At 64.5% G+C, this 15,221-nt stretch carries 14 protein-coding genes; 11 read left to right on the top strand and 3 right to left on the bottom strand.

Annotated elements, in window-relative coordinates:
- Positions 1-176 precede the first annotated feature (176 nt).
- The 3 genes from guaA (at position 177) to tadA (ending at position 3,925) form a co-directional block, all read left to right on the top strand.
- On the top strand, positions 177-1,754 hold the full coding sequence (gene guaA / locus AC1ZV1_RS23750; RefSeq protein ID WP_484293892.1) for a glutamine-hydrolyzing GMP synthase: 1,578 nt from the start codon (positions 177-179) through the stop codon (positions 1,752-1,754).
- Positions 1,755-2,012: 258 nt separating this feature from the next.
- Positions 2,013-3,416, top strand: coding sequence for a multicopper oxidase family protein (locus AC1ZV1_RS23745; RefSeq protein ID WP_484293891.1), 1,404 nt, complete (start codon positions 2,013-2,015; stop codon positions 3,414-3,416).
- The gene (tadA, locus tag AC1ZV1_RS23740; protein ID WP_484293890.1) at positions 3,404-3,925 is read left to right on the top strand and encodes a tRNA adenosine(34) deaminase TadA; all 522 of its coding nucleotides are present in this window, start codon (positions 3,404-3,406) and stop codon (positions 3,923-3,925) included. The genes AC1ZV1_RS23745 and tadA overlap by 13 nt, the downstream gene beginning before the upstream one ends.
- 83 nt (positions 3,926-4,008) lie before the next feature.
- On the opposite strand, the gene mltF is transcribed toward tadA, so the two are convergent.
- Positions 4,009-5,487 (bottom strand): membrane-bound lytic murein transglycosylase MltF, encoded by a 1,479-nt coding sequence (gene mltF, locus AC1ZV1_RS23735; protein ID WP_484293889.1) that lies wholly within the window; start codon positions 5,485-5,487, stop codon positions 4,009-4,011.
- A 290-nt stretch (positions 5,488-5,777) separates the two neighbouring features.
- Between mltF and purL the strand changes: the two genes are divergently transcribed.
- The 3 genes from purL (at position 5,778) to AC1ZV1_RS23720 (ending at position 10,516) form a co-directional block, all read left to right on the top strand.
- Positions 5,778-9,674: a phosphoribosylformylglycinamidine synthase gene (gene purL / locus AC1ZV1_RS23730; protein ID WP_484293888.1), complete on the top strand. Its 3,897-nt coding sequence runs from the start codon at positions 5,778-5,780 to the stop codon at positions 9,672-9,674.
- A gap of 80 nt (positions 9,675-9,754) precedes the next feature.
- Positions 9,755-10,015, top strand: a complete 261-nt coding sequence (locus AC1ZV1_RS23725) for a CDGSH iron-sulfur domain-containing protein (protein ID WP_484293887.1) — start codon at positions 9,755-9,757, stop codon at positions 10,013-10,015.
- Between the two features lie 183 nt (positions 10,016-10,198).
- Positions 10,199-10,516, top strand: a complete 318-nt coding sequence (locus AC1ZV1_RS23720; protein WP_017522254.1) for a YqfO family protein — start codon at positions 10,199-10,201, stop codon at positions 10,514-10,516.
- A gap of 49 nt (positions 10,517-10,565) precedes the next feature.
- On the opposite strand, the gene AC1ZV1_RS23715 is transcribed toward AC1ZV1_RS23720, so the two are convergent.
- Both AC1ZV1_RS23715 and AC1ZV1_RS23710 read right to left on the bottom strand, forming a co-directional pair.
- On the bottom strand, positions 10,566-11,066 hold the full coding sequence (locus AC1ZV1_RS23715) for a L,D-transpeptidase family protein (RefSeq protein WP_081515923.1): 501 nt from the start codon (positions 11,064-11,066) through the stop codon (positions 10,566-10,568).
- 53 nt (positions 11,067-11,119) lie between these two features.
- Positions 11,120-11,671 (bottom strand): NUDIX hydrolase, encoded by a 552-nt coding sequence (locus tag AC1ZV1_RS23710; protein ID WP_484293886.1) that lies wholly within the window; start codon positions 11,669-11,671, stop codon positions 11,120-11,122.
- Between the two features lie 135 nt (positions 11,672-11,806).
- Between AC1ZV1_RS23710 and AC1ZV1_RS23705 the strand changes: the two genes are divergently transcribed.
- The 5 genes from AC1ZV1_RS23705 to AC1ZV1_RS23685 all read left to right on the top strand — a co-directional run bounded on the left by AC1ZV1_RS23705 (position 11,807) and on the right by AC1ZV1_RS23685 (position 15,126).
- Positions 11,807-12,403 (top strand): CoA pyrophosphatase, encoded by a 597-nt coding sequence (locus AC1ZV1_RS23705; protein ID WP_401088184.1) that lies wholly within the window; start codon positions 11,807-11,809, stop codon positions 12,401-12,403.
- 40 nt (positions 12,404-12,443) lie between these two features.
- On the top strand, positions 12,444-12,968 hold the full coding sequence (locus AC1ZV1_RS23700) for a gamma carbonic anhydrase family protein (RefSeq protein WP_205337077.1): 525 nt from the start codon (positions 12,444-12,446) through the stop codon (positions 12,966-12,968).
- Positions 12,965-13,153: a DUF1289 domain-containing protein gene (locus tag AC1ZV1_RS23695; protein ID WP_484293885.1), complete on the top strand. Its 189-nt coding sequence runs from the start codon at positions 12,965-12,967 to the stop codon at positions 13,151-13,153. Before AC1ZV1_RS23700 ends, AC1ZV1_RS23695 begins: the two co-directional genes overlap by 4 nt.
- Positions 13,154-13,219: 66 nt before the next feature.
- Positions 13,220-14,401 carry a formate-dependent phosphoribosylglycinamide formyltransferase gene (gene purT, locus AC1ZV1_RS23690; RefSeq protein WP_484293884.1) on the top strand — a complete coding sequence of 394 codons (1,182 nt, stop codon included), beginning with the start codon at positions 13,220-13,222 and terminating at the stop codon, positions 14,399-14,401.
- Positions 14,398-15,126 (top strand): SGNH/GDSL hydrolase family protein, encoded by a 729-nt coding sequence (locus AC1ZV1_RS23685; protein ID WP_484293883.1) that lies wholly within the window; start codon positions 14,398-14,400, stop codon positions 15,124-15,126. The genes purT and AC1ZV1_RS23685 overlap by 4 nt, the downstream gene beginning before the upstream one ends.
- The last annotated feature ends 95 nt before the right edge of the window (positions 15,127-15,221 follow it).

Raw genomic sequence — 15,221 nt, 5'->3', positions numbered from 1 at the left:
GCGTTGGGAAAACAGTCGAAATGCTCATTTGCTTCAGCAAACTCCGCTTTCTCCTGTTTTCCCGCCTTGCCTGTCCGGCGCTCGCGACGCGGCAAAGCCATTATTAAAAGGTGCAGGACACGGGGCTGGTTGATACAGCCCCGTGTCGTTTAAGAATTTCGCTACGAGAGATGGCCATGGCCCAAGACATTCACGCTCACCGGATCCTGATCCTCGATTTCGGCTCCCAGTACACCCAGCTGATTGCCCGCCGCGTTCGCGAGATCGGCGTGTACTGCGAAATCCATCCGTTCGATATGAGCGACGACGAGGTTCGCGCCTTTGCCCCGCGCGGCATCATCCTGGCCGGCGGCCCGGAGTCGGTGCATGAAGCCAACAGCCCGCGCGCGCCGCAGGCCGTGTTCGACCTGAAGGTGCCGCTGTTCGGCATCTGCTACGGCATGCAGACCATGGCCGAGCAGATGGGCGGCAAGGTGCTGGGCTCTGACCTGCGCGAATTCGGTTATGCCCGCGTCGATGTGGTCGGCAAGGCCCGCCTGCTGGACGGCATCGAAGATTGCGTCAGCGAAGACGGCGTCTTCGGCCTCGACGTGTGGATGAGCCACGGCGACAAGGTCACCGAGATTCCGGAAGGCTTCCACATCCTCGCCAGCACCCCGAGCTGCCCGATCGCCGCCATGGCCGACGATGCCCGTGGCTACTACGGTGTGCAGTTCCACCCGGAAGTGACCCACACCAAGCAGGGCGGTCGCATCCTCTCCCGCTTCGTACTGGACATCTGTGGCTGCGAAGCCTTGTGGACCCCGTCCAACATCGTCAACGACGCCATCGCCACCGTTCGCGCCCAGGTCGGCAACGCCAAAGTGCTGCTGGGCCTGTCCGGCGGCGTGGATTCTTCGGTGGTCGCGGCACTGCTGCACAAGGCCATCGGCGACCAACTGACGTGTGTCTTCGTCGACAACGGCCTGCTGCGCCTGCACGAGGGTGACCAGGTAATGGCCATGTTCGCCGAGAACATGGGCGTCAAGGTGATCCGTGCCAACGCCGAAGAGCTGTTCCTCGGTCGCCTGGCCGGCGTCAGCGATCCGGAGCAGAAGCGCAAGATCATCGGTGGTAGCTTCATCGAGGTCTTTGATCAGGAAGCCACCAAGCTGCAGGACGTGAAATTCCTCGCCCAGGGCACCATCTATCCCGACGTGATCGAGTCGGCTGGCGCCAAGACCGGCAAGGCCCACGTGATCAAGTCGCACCACAACGTCGGCGGCCTGCCCGAAGACATGCAGTTCGAGTTGGTCGAGCCGCTGCGCGAACTGTTCAAGGATGAAGTCCGCAAGATCGGCCTGGAGCTGGGCCTGCCCTACGACATGGTCTACCGCCACCCGTTCCCGGGGCCGGGTCTGGGCGTGCGTATCCTCGGCGAAGTGAAGAAGGAATATGCCGACCTGCTGCGTCGTGCGGACCACATCTTCATCGAAGAACTGCGCAACTTCGACTGGTACCACAAGACCAGCCAGGCCTTCGTGGTCTTCCAGCCGGTGAAGTCCGTCGGCGTGGTCGGTGACGGCCGTCGCTACGCCTGGGTCGTTGCCCTGCGTGCCGTGGAAACCATCGACTTCATGACCGCTCGCTGGGCGCACCTGCCGTACGAGCTGCTGGAGAAGGTCTCGAACCGCATCATCAACGAGATCGAAGGCATCTCCCGCGTCACCTACGACGTGTCGAGCAAGCCGCCGGCAACCATCGAGTGGGAATGAGAAGGGCGATTTAACATCCCCTTAACAAAGAGGGCGGCATGCTCGCCGCCTTCTTTGACAGGCGAGGGCGGGAATGCCAGCCCTTGACCTGGCGCATGAGAGGCGTTTGCCTCTTCATGCACAGTTGCTTGCTGTTTCTGTGTCAGAGGAAACAGGGCCATGCAGCCGGCCGCAAGAGCCTGGCGCCAGGCGCGAAACGCGCCAACCTCCGTGAAAGCCGATGGGGTCGCAAGTCCCTTGTTTGAGGAGTCTGGACCCATGTCGTTTACCCGTAGACAAGTACTCGGCGGCATCGCCGGCCTGGCCGTGCTCGGCCTGGGCGCCGGTGGCGCACGTATCTGGCTGGCGCGCCCGGAAGTCGCCGCCGAGCACGATTACGAACTGATCGCCGCCCCGTTGGATCTGGAGCTGGTGCCTGGCCACAAGACCCCCGGCCTGGGCTATGGCGGCCAAGCTCCCGGTGTGGAGATTCGCGCGCGCCAGGGCGACTGGCTGCGGGTGCGCTTCACCAACAAGCTCGATGAGCCGACCACCATCCACTGGCACGGTATCCGCCTGCCCATCGAGATGGATGGCGTGCCCTACATCTCGCAGCCGCCGGTGCAGCCGGGCGAGAGCTTCATCTACCAGTTCAAGACGCCGGATGCCGGCAGCTACTGGTACCACCCGCACCTGATGAGCAGCGAGCAACTGGGCCGTGGCCTGGTCGGGCCGCTGATCATCGACGAGCGCGAGCCGAGCGAATTCGCCAGCGAGAAGATCCTCTGTCTGAAAACCTGGCACGTGGATGAGGAAGGCAACTTCACCGCCTTCAGCGTGCCGCGCGAAGCGGCCCGCGAAGGCACCCGCGGGCGCCTGTCGACCATCAACGGCGAACGCACGCCGGTGATCGAGCTGCCGGCCGGCGAGATCGTCCGGGTGCGCATTCTCAACGTTGACAACACCGTGACCTACCGTCTCAACCTGCCGGATGCCGAGGCGAAGATCTACGCCATCGACGGACATCCGGTGGTGCCGCGCGATTTTGGCAAGGGTCCCAACGACCAGTACTGGATCGGCCCGGGCATGCGCCTGGAACTGGGCATCCGTGGACCGGCGGAAGGCACCGAACTCTCGCTGCGCAATGGCCCGGTACGCCTGGCGACCATCCGTGGTGTGGCCAATCCGAAAGCGCCCACGGCCAAGTGGCCTGCGCCGCTGCCGCACAACCCGGTGGCCGAGCCAGACTTGAAGAACGCCGAGACCATCAACTTCAAGTTCGAGTGGGTCGGTGCCATGTCCGACTACTCCAAGGGCCAGTCGGCACCGTCCCTGTGGCAGATCAACGGCGTGGCCTGGCAGGGCGGCGAGGAGCACAAGCACAATGCGCCGCCGCTGGCCAAGCTCAAGGAAGGCAACAGCTACATCTTCGTACTGCGCAACATGACCCAGTACCAGCACCCGATCCACCTGCACGGCATGGCCTTCAAGGTGCTGGACTCCGATCGTCGGGAGATCATCCCGTATTTCACCGACACCTACCTGCTGGGCAAGAATGAGACGGCACGTGTGGCGCTGGTGGCGGATAACCCCGGCCTGTGGATGTTCCACTGCCACGTGATCGATCACATGGAGACCGGGTTGATGGGGACCATCGCGGTGGGCGAGGCATGGTGCGGCTGACCAACAGCAAGGGACATCCGACAGTGAAGGGGCTGGTGCCGGTCATCGACCGCAGCCAGGACATCCCCTTCATGCGCGAAGCCATTGCGCTTGCCGAACAGGGCGCGGCCCTGGGCGAGGTGCCGGTGGGTGCCGTGCTGGTGCTGGACGGCAAGGTGATCGGCCGTGGTTTCAACCAGCCGATCACCTCCCACGATCCCAGTGCCCACGCCGAGATGGTCGCCATCCGCGAGGCCTCTGCGGTCGCGCAGAACTATCGTCTGCCCGGCAGCACGCTCTACGTTACCCTCGAGCCCTGCAGCATGTGCGCGGGCCTGCTGGTTCACTCGCGCATCCAGCGCGTGGTGTTCGGCGCCACCGAGCCGAAATCCGGCGTGGTGGTCAGCCGTGGCAACTTCTTCGAACAGGACTTCCTCAACCACCGGGTGCTGGTGGAAGGTGGAGTGCTGGGGGAGGAGTGCAGTGCGATGCTCTCGGCGTTCTTCAAGGCGCGGCGTAGCAAAAGCTGAAGGTTGCAGGAGCGAGCCATGCTCGCGATCGCGGGCAAGGCTCGCTCCTGCAATGAAATGCCGATTTCAATCCGCGCTGGACGTCAGAGCTTCTGATCCCGCCCGTCGTCGTCATCGTTGGGCTTGGTCTTGTTCACGCCCGGCAGGTGCAGGCCGCTTTCGGCGAGTTGGCCGCCTTCCATCTGCGGCTGGGTCACCCAGGTGAGGATGTCGTAGTAGCGGCGCACGTTCTGCACGAAGTGCACGGTCTCGCCACCGCGCGCGTAGCCGTAGCGCGTCTTGCGGTAGTACTGCTTCTGCGCCAGGCGCGGCAGCATCTTCTTTACGTCGAGCCACTTGTTCGGGTTCAGGCCTTCCTGCTCGGCCATCTTGCGCGCGTCATCAAGGTGAGCGCCGCCGATGTTGTAGGCGGCCAGGGCGAACCAGGTGCGATCCGGGTCCTTGATGCTGTCAGGCAGCTCATCCTTGATCTGGATGTAGTACTTGCTGCCGCCCTGAATGCTCTGCTTCGGGTCCAGGCGGTTGGCTACGCCCATGGCCTGGGCGGTGCGGTTGGTCAGCATCATCAGGCCGCGCACGCCGGTCTTGGAGGTCGCGTCGGGCTGCCACATGGATTCCTGGTAGCCGATGGCGGCCAGCAGTCGCCAGTCGGCCTCGAGCTTGGTGCCGCTCTGGCGGAAATGCGGTTCGTACTTGGGCAGGCGCTGTTGCAGGTGTTGGGCGAAGGTGTAGGCGCCGACGTAACCCAGAACGTCCACGTGGCCGTAGTACCGATCCTTCAGGCGTTGTAGCAGGCCGTCCTGCCTGGCCTTGTCGAGGAAGGCGTTGACCTTCTCGATCAGGCTGTTGTCATCGCCGGCCGGCAGTGCCCAGGCCAGGCCCTTGGAGTCGCCAAGGTCAAAGGCGACGCGCACGTTGGGGAAGTACACCTGGTTCATCGCCAGTTCGTTGGAGTCGACCAGGGTCAGGTCGATCTCGCCGACGTCCACCATGCGCAACAGGTCGACCATTTCGTCGGCGTCGGATTCGCGGTACTCCAGCGTGGGGTACTGCTTCTTCAGTTCGGCCAGTTGTGCCGCATGGCTGCTGCCTTTCAAGACGACGATGCGCTTGCCGACGAGGTCTTCCGGGCGGGTAGGGCGCTGCGCGCCGTTGCGGAAGACAACCTGAGGGGTGACGTCCAGGTAGGAGTGTGAGTAGCGCACCTGGGTGTCGCGCTCGCCGCCCGGGGTCAGGCCGGCGGCCGCGAGACTCGGCCCGCCATCGCGGCCGATGCGGTCATAAAGGTCGTCGATGTTGTCGGCGGTTTCGATCTGCAGCTGTACGCCCAGGCTGTCGGCGAAGCGCTTGGCCAGTTCGTACTCGAAACCGGTATCGCCGTTGCGGTCCTGGAAGTAGGTGGCCGGACTGTTGCGGGTGATCACGCGCAGCACGCCGTCCTTCTGCACGCGCTCGAGGGCCGTCGGGGCTTTCGCCTCGCTACAGCCGGAAAGCAGCAGAAAGATACAGGTCGCCAAGATCCAGGCGGTGCAGCGCACACGGGATACAGTCAGGGCAAGCATCAGGGCAGTATACGCAAAGGCCGCTTGGCGCCATATCTCGACAGCTCGAAGCTTCTCTGCTAGCTGGGGCGCCGTTCGTCGGCATTCTTCGTGCAGAACGGCGCTGGGCGGGGCTTTTCCCCAGGCTGCTCGAAGGCCTTCGAAGATGAATGGCGATTTCCGCCGGAGCAGTGGCAAGGAGGGTGCGTGAAAGGTGCCGCCAGCCAACGCTTTACGGTAGAATGCACGGCCTCTGTGGGCCGGCCCGTCCGGCCCCACACACTTCCCCGTCTCCAGAGGCTGTTCCGACAATGCTGATCCTGCGCGGTGCTCCCGCCCTTTCCGCTTTCCGCCACGGCAAACTGCTCGACCTGCTGACCCAGCATGTGCCCGCCGTCACCGGGCTGTATGCCGAGTTTGCGCACTTCGCCGAGGTCACCGGAGCCCTCAACGCCGAGGAAGAACAAGTCCTGGCGCGCCTGCTGAAATACGGCCCGAGCGTCCCCGTGCAGGAACCCGCCGGTCGCCTGTTCCTGGTTCTCCCGCGCTTCGGCACCATCTCGCCCTGGTCGAGCAAGGCCTCTGATATCGCCCGCAACTGCGGCCTGGCCAAGATCGAGCGCATCGAGCGCGGCATCGCCTACTACGTCACTGGCGAGCTGAGCGAGGCCGACGCACAAGCCGTCGCCGCCCGCCTGCACGACCGCATGACCCAATTGGTCCTGAACCAGCTCGAAGACGCTTCGGCCCTGTTCAGCCACGCCCAGCCCAAGCCGCTGACCGTCGTGGACATCCTCGCCGGCGGTCGCGCCGCGCTGGAGAAGGCCAACCTCGACCTGGGCCTGGCCCTGGCCGACGACGAGATCGACTACCTGGTGAAGAGCTTCGTCGAGATGGGCCGCAACCCGCACGACGTCGAGCTGATGATGTTCGCCCAGGCCAACTCCGAACACTGCCGCCACAAGATCTTCAACGCCAGTTGGGATATCGACGGCCAGGCTCAGGACAAGAGCCTGTTCGGCATGATCAAGAACACCTATGAAATGCACCGCGAAGGCGTGCTGTCCGCGTACAAGGACAACGCCGCGGTCATGAAAGGCTATGTTGCCGGTCGCTTCTACCCGAACGCGGAAACCCGCCAGTACGGCGCCAGCGAAGAGCCGGTGCACATCCTGATGAAGGTGGAGACCCACAACCACCCGACGGCCATCGCCCCGTTCCCCGGTGCCTCCACCGGCTCCGGCGGCGAGATCCGCGACGAAGGTGCGACCGGTCGTGGTGCCAAGCCCAAGGCCGGCCTGGTCGGCTTCACCGTCTCCAACCTGAACATCCCCGGTTTCGAGCAGCCCTGGGAAGTGCCCTACGGCAAGCCCGAGCGCATCGTCACCCCGCTGGACATCATGATCGAAGGCCCGCTGGGCGGCGCCGCGTTCAACAACGAATTCGGCCGTCCGAACCTCGCCGGCTACTTCCGTACCTTCGAGCAGGCCATCGCCACCCCGCGCGGCGAAGAAGTTCGTGGCTACCATAAGCCGATCATGATCGCCGGCGGTATGGGCAACATCCGCGAAGACCACGTGCAGAAGGGCGAGATCTCGGTCGGCGCCAAGCTGATCGTGCTCGGTGGCCCGGCCATGCTGATCGGCCTGGGCGGCGGCGCTGCCTCCTCCATGGCCACCGGCGCCTCTGCCGCTGACCTGGACTTCGCCTCGGTACAGCGCGAGAACCCGGAAATGGAACGCCGTTGCCAGGAGGTCATCGACCGCTGCTGGCAGATGGGCGAGAACAACCCGATCAAGTTCATCCACGACGTGGGCGCGGGCGGCATCTCCAATGCCCTGCCGGAGCTGATCAACGACGGCGGCCGTGGCGGCCGGTTCGAACTGCGCAACGTGCCCAACGACGAGCCGGGCATGAGCCCGCTGGAAATCTGGTGCAACGAGTCGCAGGAGCGCTACGTGATGTCGGTGGACGCCGCTGACTTCGAGACCTTCAAGGCCATCTGCGAGCGCGAGCGTTGCCCGTTCGCCGTGGTCGGTGAAGCCACCGAAGAGAAGCAGCTCACCGTCGCCGACAGCCACTTCGGCAACAACCCGGTGGACATGCCGCTGGAAGTACTGCTTGGCAAGCCGCCGCGCATGCACCGCTCGGTCACTCGCGAAGCGGAGCTGGGCGATGACTTCGCCGCTGCCAGCCTGGACCTGACCGAGTCCACCGAGCGCGTGCTGCGTCACCCTGCCGTGGCCAGCAAGAACTTCCTGATCACCATCGGCGACCGCACGATCACAGGCCTGGTGGCCCGCGACCAGCTGGTCGGCCCGTGGCAGGTGCCAGTGGCCGACTGCGCCGTCACCGCCACCAGCTTCGACGTCTACACCGGTGAAGCCATGGCGATGGGCGAGCGCACCCCGCTGGCCCTGATCGACGCCCCGGCCTCCGGCCGCATGGCGATCGGCGAGACCATCACCAACCTGGCCGCCGCCAGTATCGACAAGATCTCCGAGATCAAGCTCTCCGCCAACTGGATGGCCGCTGCCGGCCACCCGGGCGAGGACGCGCGCCTGTACGACACCGTCAAGGCCGTCGGCATGGAACTGTGCCCGGCGCTGGGTATTACCATTCCGGTGGGCAAGGACTCCATGTCCATGAAGACCCGCTGGCAGGATGGCGATGCCGAGAAGAGCGTCACCTCGCCGATGTCGCTGATCATCTCCGGCTTCGCCCCGGTCAATGACGTGCGCAAGACCCTGACCCCGCAGCTGCGCCTGGACAAGGGAGAGAGCGACCTGATCGTCATCGATCTTGGCCGTGGCAAGAACCGCATGGGTGGCTCCATCCTCGCCCAGGTCAATGGCCAGATCGGCCGTGCCGCGCCGGACGTCGACGATGCCGAAGACCTGAAAGCCTTCTTCGCCGTGATCCAGGGCCTGAACGCCGATGGCCACCTGCTGGCCTACCACGACCGTTCCGACGGCGGCCTGATGGCCACCGTGGTGGAAATGGCCTTCGCCGGTCATTGCGGACTCGACCTGAACCTCGATGCACTGGCGGACAGCCATGACGAACTGACTGCCGCCCTGTTCAACGAAGAACTGGGTGCGGTGATCCAGGTTCGCTCTGCCGCCACCCCGGAAGTGCTGGCCCAGTTCAGCGCCGCCGGCCTGGAAGACTGCGTCGCGGTCATCGGCCAGCCGGCCAATGGCGCCGAGATCGAGCTGTCCTTCTGCGGCGAGCGCGTCTTCAGTGCCCAGCGCCGCAACCTGCAGCGCATCTGGAGCGAGACCAGCTACCGCATCCAGCGCATGCGCGACAACGCCGACTGCGCCGACCAGGAATTCGATGGCCTGCTGGAAGAAGACAATCCCGGGCTGTCGGTGAAGCTGAGCTTCGACGTCAACGACAACATCGCCGCGCCCTACATCAAGAAGGGCGTGCGTCCGCAGATCGCCATCCTGCGCGAGCAGGGCGTGAACGGTCAGGTGGAAATGGCCGCGGCCTTCGATCGCGCCGGTTTTGCTGCCGTCGACGTGCACATGAGCGACATCCTCTCCGGCCGCGTCAGCCTGGAGCAGTTCAAGGGCCTCGTGGCCTGCGGCGGCTTCTCCTATGGCGACGTACTGGGCGCTGGTGAAGGCTGGGCCAAGTCGATCCTGTTCAACGCCCGTGCCCGCGATGGCTTCCAGGCCTTCTTCGAGCGCAAGGACAGCTTTGCCCTTGGCGTGTGCAACGGTTGCCAGATGATGTCCAACCTGCACGAGCTGATTCCCGGCACCGAGTTCTGGCCGCACTTCGTGCGTAACCGCTCCGAGCAGTTCGAAGCGCGCGTGGCAATGGTCCAGGTTCAGGAGTCGCAGTCGATCTTCCTGCAGGGCATGGCCGGTTCGCGCATGCCCATCGCCATCGCCCACGGCGAAGGCCATGCGGAGTTCGAGAGCGAGGAAGCGCTGCTGGAAGCTGACCTGTCCGGTACCGTGGCCCTGCGTTTCGTCGACAACCTGGGCAAGGTTACCGAGAGCTACCCGGCCAACCCGAACGGTTCGCCGCGTGGCATCACCGGCCTGACCAGTCGCGACGGCCGCGTCACCATCATGATGCCGCACCCGGAACGCGTGTTCCGTGCCGTGCAGAACTCCTGGCGCCCGGAAGAGTGGGAAGAGGACGGCGGCTGGATGCGCATGTTCCGCAATGCCCGCGTCTGGGTCGGCTGAGTCCGGTCTGATGCAAGACGACAAAGGGGAACGCTTCGGCTTTCCCCTTTTTCTTTGCCCGGCCGGTGGAGGTGAGCGTTGTGGCTGATGAAGAACGGCTGCCGGAGGTCCGCGCAGTCGAACCGGGGCAGGTTCTGCACTTGTGCCGCTGTGGACAGTGCACCTGCCTGCCCGATGCCGCCGCCGATTGCGCGGATATGCTGGAGTTCAGGGTCGGACGCGAGCGCCATCTGCTGCTGTGTCGCTGCGGCCGGTCGGCGAAGCTGCCGCATTGCGACGGTTCCCATGCTCCTGCGGCAGCCGGTCTGAAAGAGCGCTGGAGACGCTTCACCAGCAAGTGAGCTCGAAGTCCGTCACAGATTTCGGACAAAGTCGCTCGCGGGCGAACGCGCGTGGAACCGGGCGGTCGAACTTCCACGATGACCCGCAAGTCACAAGAGGCAAAGTGCCACTATTTGTGGCAGCATTTGTCACCCGTGTCGCTCTTTGTCACGGCTGTGTCCCTGTTTCGATCGGAGTCTCCGATGTACAAACTGTGTTTCTACGTTCCGGAAAGCCATCTGGAACCGGTCAAGAAAGCGGTGTTCGCCGCCGGTGCAGGACGCATCGGTGCCTATGACAGCTGTTGCTGGCAGGCGCTCGGACAGGGACAGTTCCGCCCGTTGCAGGGCAGCAATCCCTTCATCGGCCAGGCGGGCAGCGTCGAGCAGGTCGCCGAGTGGAAGGTGGAGATGGTGGTCGCCGACGAGTTGATCCACGACTCGGTGAAGGCCCTCAAGCAGGCTCATCCCTACGAGACGCCAGCCTTCGAGGTCTGGCGGCTGTCGGACATGGTGTTTTGAGCCGACACGAAAAAGGCGCCCTCGGGCGCCTTTTTTCTTTCCATCCCGCTTACGGGCGGATCTCGATCAGCGTGCCGTCCTTGACCAGGCTCCAGACCTCGCGCATGTCGGCGTTGGTCATGGCGATGCAGCCGTTGGTCCAGTCCAGGGTCGAGAAGTACCATTCCGGGTAATCGTCATCCATGGGGGTACCGTGGATCATGATCATGCCGCCGGGTGACAGGCTCTTTTCCCGCGCCTTGGCCACGTCGCGGGCATTGGGATAGGAAATGTGCATGGACAGGTTGTACTTGTCGCTGGTCTTGCGCCAGTCGACCCAGTAGAAACCTTCTGGCGTGCGATTGTCGCCCTCGGCCAGCTTCGGGCCTTGCGGGCGCTTGCCCAGGGACACGCGATAGCTCTTGAGAACCTTGCCGTTGCTGATGAGGTTCAGTTTGCGCTCGGACTTGAGCACGAGAATCTTGTCGATACGACCGTCGAGCGTGGGCATCGCGTTGGCATGCGAGAACGCTGCGAAGGTCAGACAAAGTACGGCAATCAACCAGCGCATCGAGTGGTGTTCCCCGGTAGTTCCTAAAGCCTTAGAGGCGGTAAATGAGCTTATTAGTTCTTTTTCTGTGCAAGCATTGGGAGAATTCCCTCATTGCGTATCGGGAAGTTCTGAACGATCCGATCCGCTAGGAAATATTCTAAGGTACGGCCCACGGTGGGGAAAGCCAGCTCGCCCCACGGAATGTCGGATTCTTCGAAGAGTCGCACTTCCAGGCTTTCGTCGCCGGCGGAGAACTCCAGGTCCGCCAGTTCGGCGCGGAAGAAGATATAAACCTGGCTGATATGCGGCAGATCAAAGACTGTATAAAGCTGCAGGCCGTTGACGCGGGCGTTGGCCTCTTCGAGAGTCTCGCGGGCGGCGGCCTGTTCCAGCGTCTCGCCGTTCTCCATGAAGCCCGCCGGTAGTGTCCAGTAGCCCTGGCGTGGCTGAATGGCGCGGCGGCAGAGGAGGATGCGCCCCTCCCAGACCGGCAGGCAGCCCGCGACGATGCGTGGGTTCTGGTAGTGCACGGTCTGACACTGGTCGCAGACGAAGCGCGGGCGGTTGTCACCGCTGGGGATGCGCAGGCTCACGCTGGCGCCGCACTGGCTGCAGAATTTCATGCCGCTTCCTTGTTATTCGTTGAGGCAATCTTGCGCGCTGCGCGGGGCGCCCAGCAAGGGGCGGGGCTTGGGCAGGGACATCTTTCGTGCCATGATCCTTCAATTAGAAGAATCGGCCCCCGCAGGATGTTCGGCATGCTGGACCAGCTGCGCCAACGCATACAGACGCACACGCCAAGCGACCTTGAAACGGACCACAGCTTCCCGGAAGCGGCGGTCCTGCTCCCCATCACTCCCCAGGAAGAGCTCGTGCTCACCTTGCGGGCGACCGGGCTATCGACCCATAGCGGCGAAGTGGCCTTCCCCGGTGGTCGCCGCGACCCGGAGGATGTCGACCTGATCCACACCGCCCTGCGCGAGGCTCAGGAGGAGATCGCCCTGCCACCGGGCCTGGTGGAGGTCGTTGGGCCGTTGAGTACCCTGGTGTCGCGACACGGTATCCTGGTCAAGCCGTTCGTCGGCTTCGTCCCCGATTTCGTGGAGTACCGCCCCAACGACGGCGAGATCGACGCCGTGTTCAAGGTGCCGCTGGAATTCTTCCGTGGGGACCCGCGGGAGACTACTCATCGTATCGACTACTTCGGCCGCAGCTGGTATGTCCCGAGCTACCTGTTCGAGGGCTACAAGATCTGGGGCCTGTCCGCGATCATGCTGGTCGAGCTGCTGAACCTGCTCTACGACGCCCGTATCGACCTGCACCAGCCGCCGTCGACGTTCATCAAGCTGAGCTGAGACCCGATAATAAAGAGCGGCCCCCGCCTGAGGAGAAACCATGAAGTACCGCCTGGGCTCGTCCCGAGTCGAAACCCATCCGGAAAGCTGGATCGCCCCCAACGCCACCGTGGTCGGCAAGGTGCGGCTCGACGCTGGCGCCAGTGTGTGGTTCAACGCCGTGCTGCGCGGTGACAACGAGCTGATCCACATCGGCGAGCACAGCAATGTGCAGGACGGCACCGTCATGCACACCGACATGGGCTTCCCGCTGACCCTGGGCAAGGGCGTGACCATCGGCCACAACGCCATGCTGCATGGCTGCCAGGTGGGCGACTACAGCCTCATCGGCATCAACGCGGTGATCCTCAACGGCGCGAAGATCGGCAAGTACTGCATCATCGGCGCCAACGCGCTGATTCCCGAAGGCAAGGAGATCCCCGATGGCTCCCTGGTCATGGGCTCGCCCGGCAAGGTGGTGCGCGAGCTGACCGAGCCGCAGAAGAAGATGCTCGAAGCCAGCGCCGCCCATTACGTGCACAACGCCCAGCGTTACGCCCGCGACCTGGCCGAGCAGGAAGAATGACCGAAGAACGTCCCGTCGCCTCGCCCTGCGTGCACGTCTGCGCGCTGGACGATGCCGATATCTGTCTGGGCTGCCAGCGCAGTGCGGCCGAAATCACCCGCTGGGGCCTGATGGACAACACCGAGCGCCGCGAGGTGCTCACGCGTTGCGCGCAGCGTGCCCGCGAACAGGGTGTGTTGGTCTAGCACACCGCTAGCTTTCGCTTCACGAGCTATCCCGTTTCGAACTTTCTTTTCCCGAGGTTTCCCGCAATGCCCCGTATTGGAACTCCCCTGTCGCCGAGCGCGACCCGCGTACTGCTCTGTGGCTCCGGCGAGCTGGGCAAGGAAGTGGCGATCGAGCTGCAGCGCCTGGGCTGCGAAGTCATCGCCGTCGACCGTTACGCGGACGCACCGGCCATGCAGGTCGCGCACCGCAGCCACGTGATCAGCATGCTCGACGGTGTTGCGCTGCGGGCGGTGATCGAGCAGGAGAAGCCGCACTACATCGTGCCGGAGATCGAAGCCATTGCCACTGCGACCCTGGTCGAGCTGGAGAACGAAGGCTACACCGTGATCCCCACCGCTCGTGCCGCGCAGCTGACCATGAACCGCGAGGGCATCCGTCGTCTGGCTGCTGAAGAACTGGGCCTGCCGACCTCGCCCTACCATTTCGCCGACACCTACGAAGACTACGCCGCCGGCGTCGCCGCCGTGGGCTATCCGTGCGTGGTGAAGCCGATCATGAGTTCCTCGGGCAAGGGGCAGAGCGTGCTCAAGTCCGACGCCGATCTGAAGGCTGCCTGGGATTACGCCCAGGAAGGTGGCCGTGCCGGCAAGGGCCGCGTCATCGTCGAGGGCTTCATCGACTTCGACTACGAAATCACCCTGCTGACCGTGCGCCACATCGGCGGCACCACCTTCTGCGCGCCCATCGGCCACCGTCAGGTGAAGGGCGACTACCACGAATCCTGGCAGCCCCAGGCGATGAGCCCGAAGGCACTGACCGAGTCCGAGCGTGTGGCCAAGGCGGTCACCGAGGCGCTGGGCGGCCGCGGCCTGTTCGGCGTGGAGCTGTTCGTGAAGGGCGATGAAGTGTGGTTCAGCGAAGTCTCGCCGCGCCCCCACGACACCGGCCTGGTCACCCTGATTTCCCAGGACCTCTCCGAATTCGCCCTGCATGCCCGCGCCATCCTCGGCCTGCCGATCCCGGTGATCCGCCAGCTGGGCGACTCCGCCTCGGCGGTGATCCTGGTGGAAGGCACGTCGCAGCAGGTGTCCTTCGGCAACCTCGGCGCTGCTCTGAGCGAGCCGGACACCGCGCTGCGCCTGTTCGGCAAGCCGGAAGTGGACGGCCAGCGCCGCATGGGCGTGGCCCTGGCGCGCGACGAGTCGATCGACGCCGCACGCGCCAAGGCCACCCGTTCGGCCCAGGCGGTCAACGTCGAGCTGTGAGCCGCTGGGCGGGGCTGATGTGGTGGGCAGCAGCGTTGCCGTTGCTGCCACTGGCCCTGCCCATGGCCGTGCGCACCCGGCGTACGGCCTTGCGCCTGGCGCCGGCCGCAGGCGTCCGTGAGGGCGTCGCGGGGCCGGATTTGCTTGGTGAACCCTTTCGTCTTCTGCTGCTGGGCGAGTCCACCGTGGCCGGTGTTGGGGCGTCCTGCCTGGACTTCGCGCTGGCTGGGCGACTGGCCTCGGCGCTGTCCACTCGCCTCCAGCAGCCCGTTGCGTGGCGTGCGGCGGGGGAGAACGGCATTACTGCCAGTGAAGCCTGCGAGCGCCTGCTGCCTCTTCTGGCCGAGCAGAACTACGATCTGGTGGCGCTGGTCTTCGGTGTCAACGACACCACTCATTTCAGTTCACGCCAGCGCTGGCTGGGCGCTCTCGAACATCTGATCGAACATTTCCGGGGCCGTGGCGCGCAGGTGGTCTGCACGGCAGTACCGCCGTTGCAGCACTTCACAGCCTTGCCCTGGCTATTGCGGCAGCTTCTGGGCTGGCGAGCGGCCCTGCTGGATCGCCAACTCAGTGCGCTGGCGTTGAAGCGGGGGGCCGGCTATTGCGGAGTGAGCCTGGCGATGCAGCCGCAGTTCCTCGCCATCGATGGCTATCACCCGTCGGCGCTGGGCTACCAGGTGTGGGGTGAGCATCTGGCGCAGTGGCTGGTGAGCCAGCGCTGACCCTCTTTTGTAGAAGCGAACTTGCTCGCGAACCTGCCTCACGCCGGGTCTGACGGGGCAATGCGTTCGCGAGCAAGCTCGCTCCTGCGGTTTCG

This window comes from Pseudomonas sp. BB438, from assembly GCF_057180225.1.
Note: the sequence above shows the minus strand (reverse complement) of the source record. Positions and strands in the feature narration are given on the sequence as shown.

What these genes read in the sequence shown, in the direction of transcription:
- AC1ZV1_RS23720 (WP_017522254.1), top strand. Translation starts at nt 10,199, where the DNA reads ATGTACAAACTGTGTTTCTACGTTCCGGAAAGCCATCTGGAACCGGTC.
- AC1ZV1_RS23705 (WP_401088184.1), top strand. Translation starts at nt 11,807, where the DNA reads ATGCTGGACCAGCTGCGCCAACGCATACAGACGCACACGCCAAGCGAC.
- AC1ZV1_RS23700 (WP_205337077.1), top strand. Translation starts at nt 12,444, where the DNA reads ATGAAGTACCGCCTGGGCTCGTCCCGAGTCGAAACCCATCCGGAAAGC.
- AC1ZV1_RS23715 (WP_081515923.1), bottom strand. Translation starts at nt 11,066, where the DNA reads ATGCGCTGGTTGATTGCCGTACTTTGTCTGACCTTCGCAGCGTTCTCG.
- AC1ZV1_RS23695 (WP_484293885.1), top strand. Translation starts at nt 12,965, where the DNA reads ATGACCGAAGAACGTCCCGTCGCCTCGCCCTGCGTGCACGTCTGCGCG.
- purL (WP_484293888.1), top strand. Translation starts at nt 5,778, where the DNA reads ATGCTGATCCTGCGCGGTGCTCCCGCCCTTTCCGCTTTCCGCCACGGC.
- AC1ZV1_RS23710 (WP_484293886.1), bottom strand. Translation starts at nt 11,671, where the DNA reads ATGAAATTCTGCAGCCAGTGCGGCGCCAGCGTGAGCCTGCGCATCCCC.
- guaA (WP_484293892.1), top strand. Translation starts at nt 177, where the DNA reads ATGGCCCAAGACATTCACGCTCACCGGATCCTGATCCTCGATTTCGGC.
- purT (WP_484293884.1), top strand. Translation starts at nt 13,220, where the DNA reads ATGCCCCGTATTGGAACTCCCCTGTCGCCGAGCGCGACCCGCGTACTG.
- tadA (WP_484293890.1), top strand. Translation starts at nt 3,404, where the DNA reads ATGGTGCGGCTGACCAACAGCAAGGGACATCCGACAGTGAAGGGGCTG.
- mltF (WP_484293889.1), bottom strand. Translation starts at nt 5,487, where the DNA reads ATGCTTGCCCTGACTGTATCCCGTGTGCGCTGCACCGCCTGGATCTTG.
- AC1ZV1_RS23745 (WP_484293891.1), top strand. Translation starts at nt 2,013, where the DNA reads ATGTCGTTTACCCGTAGACAAGTACTCGGCGGCATCGCCGGCCTGGCC.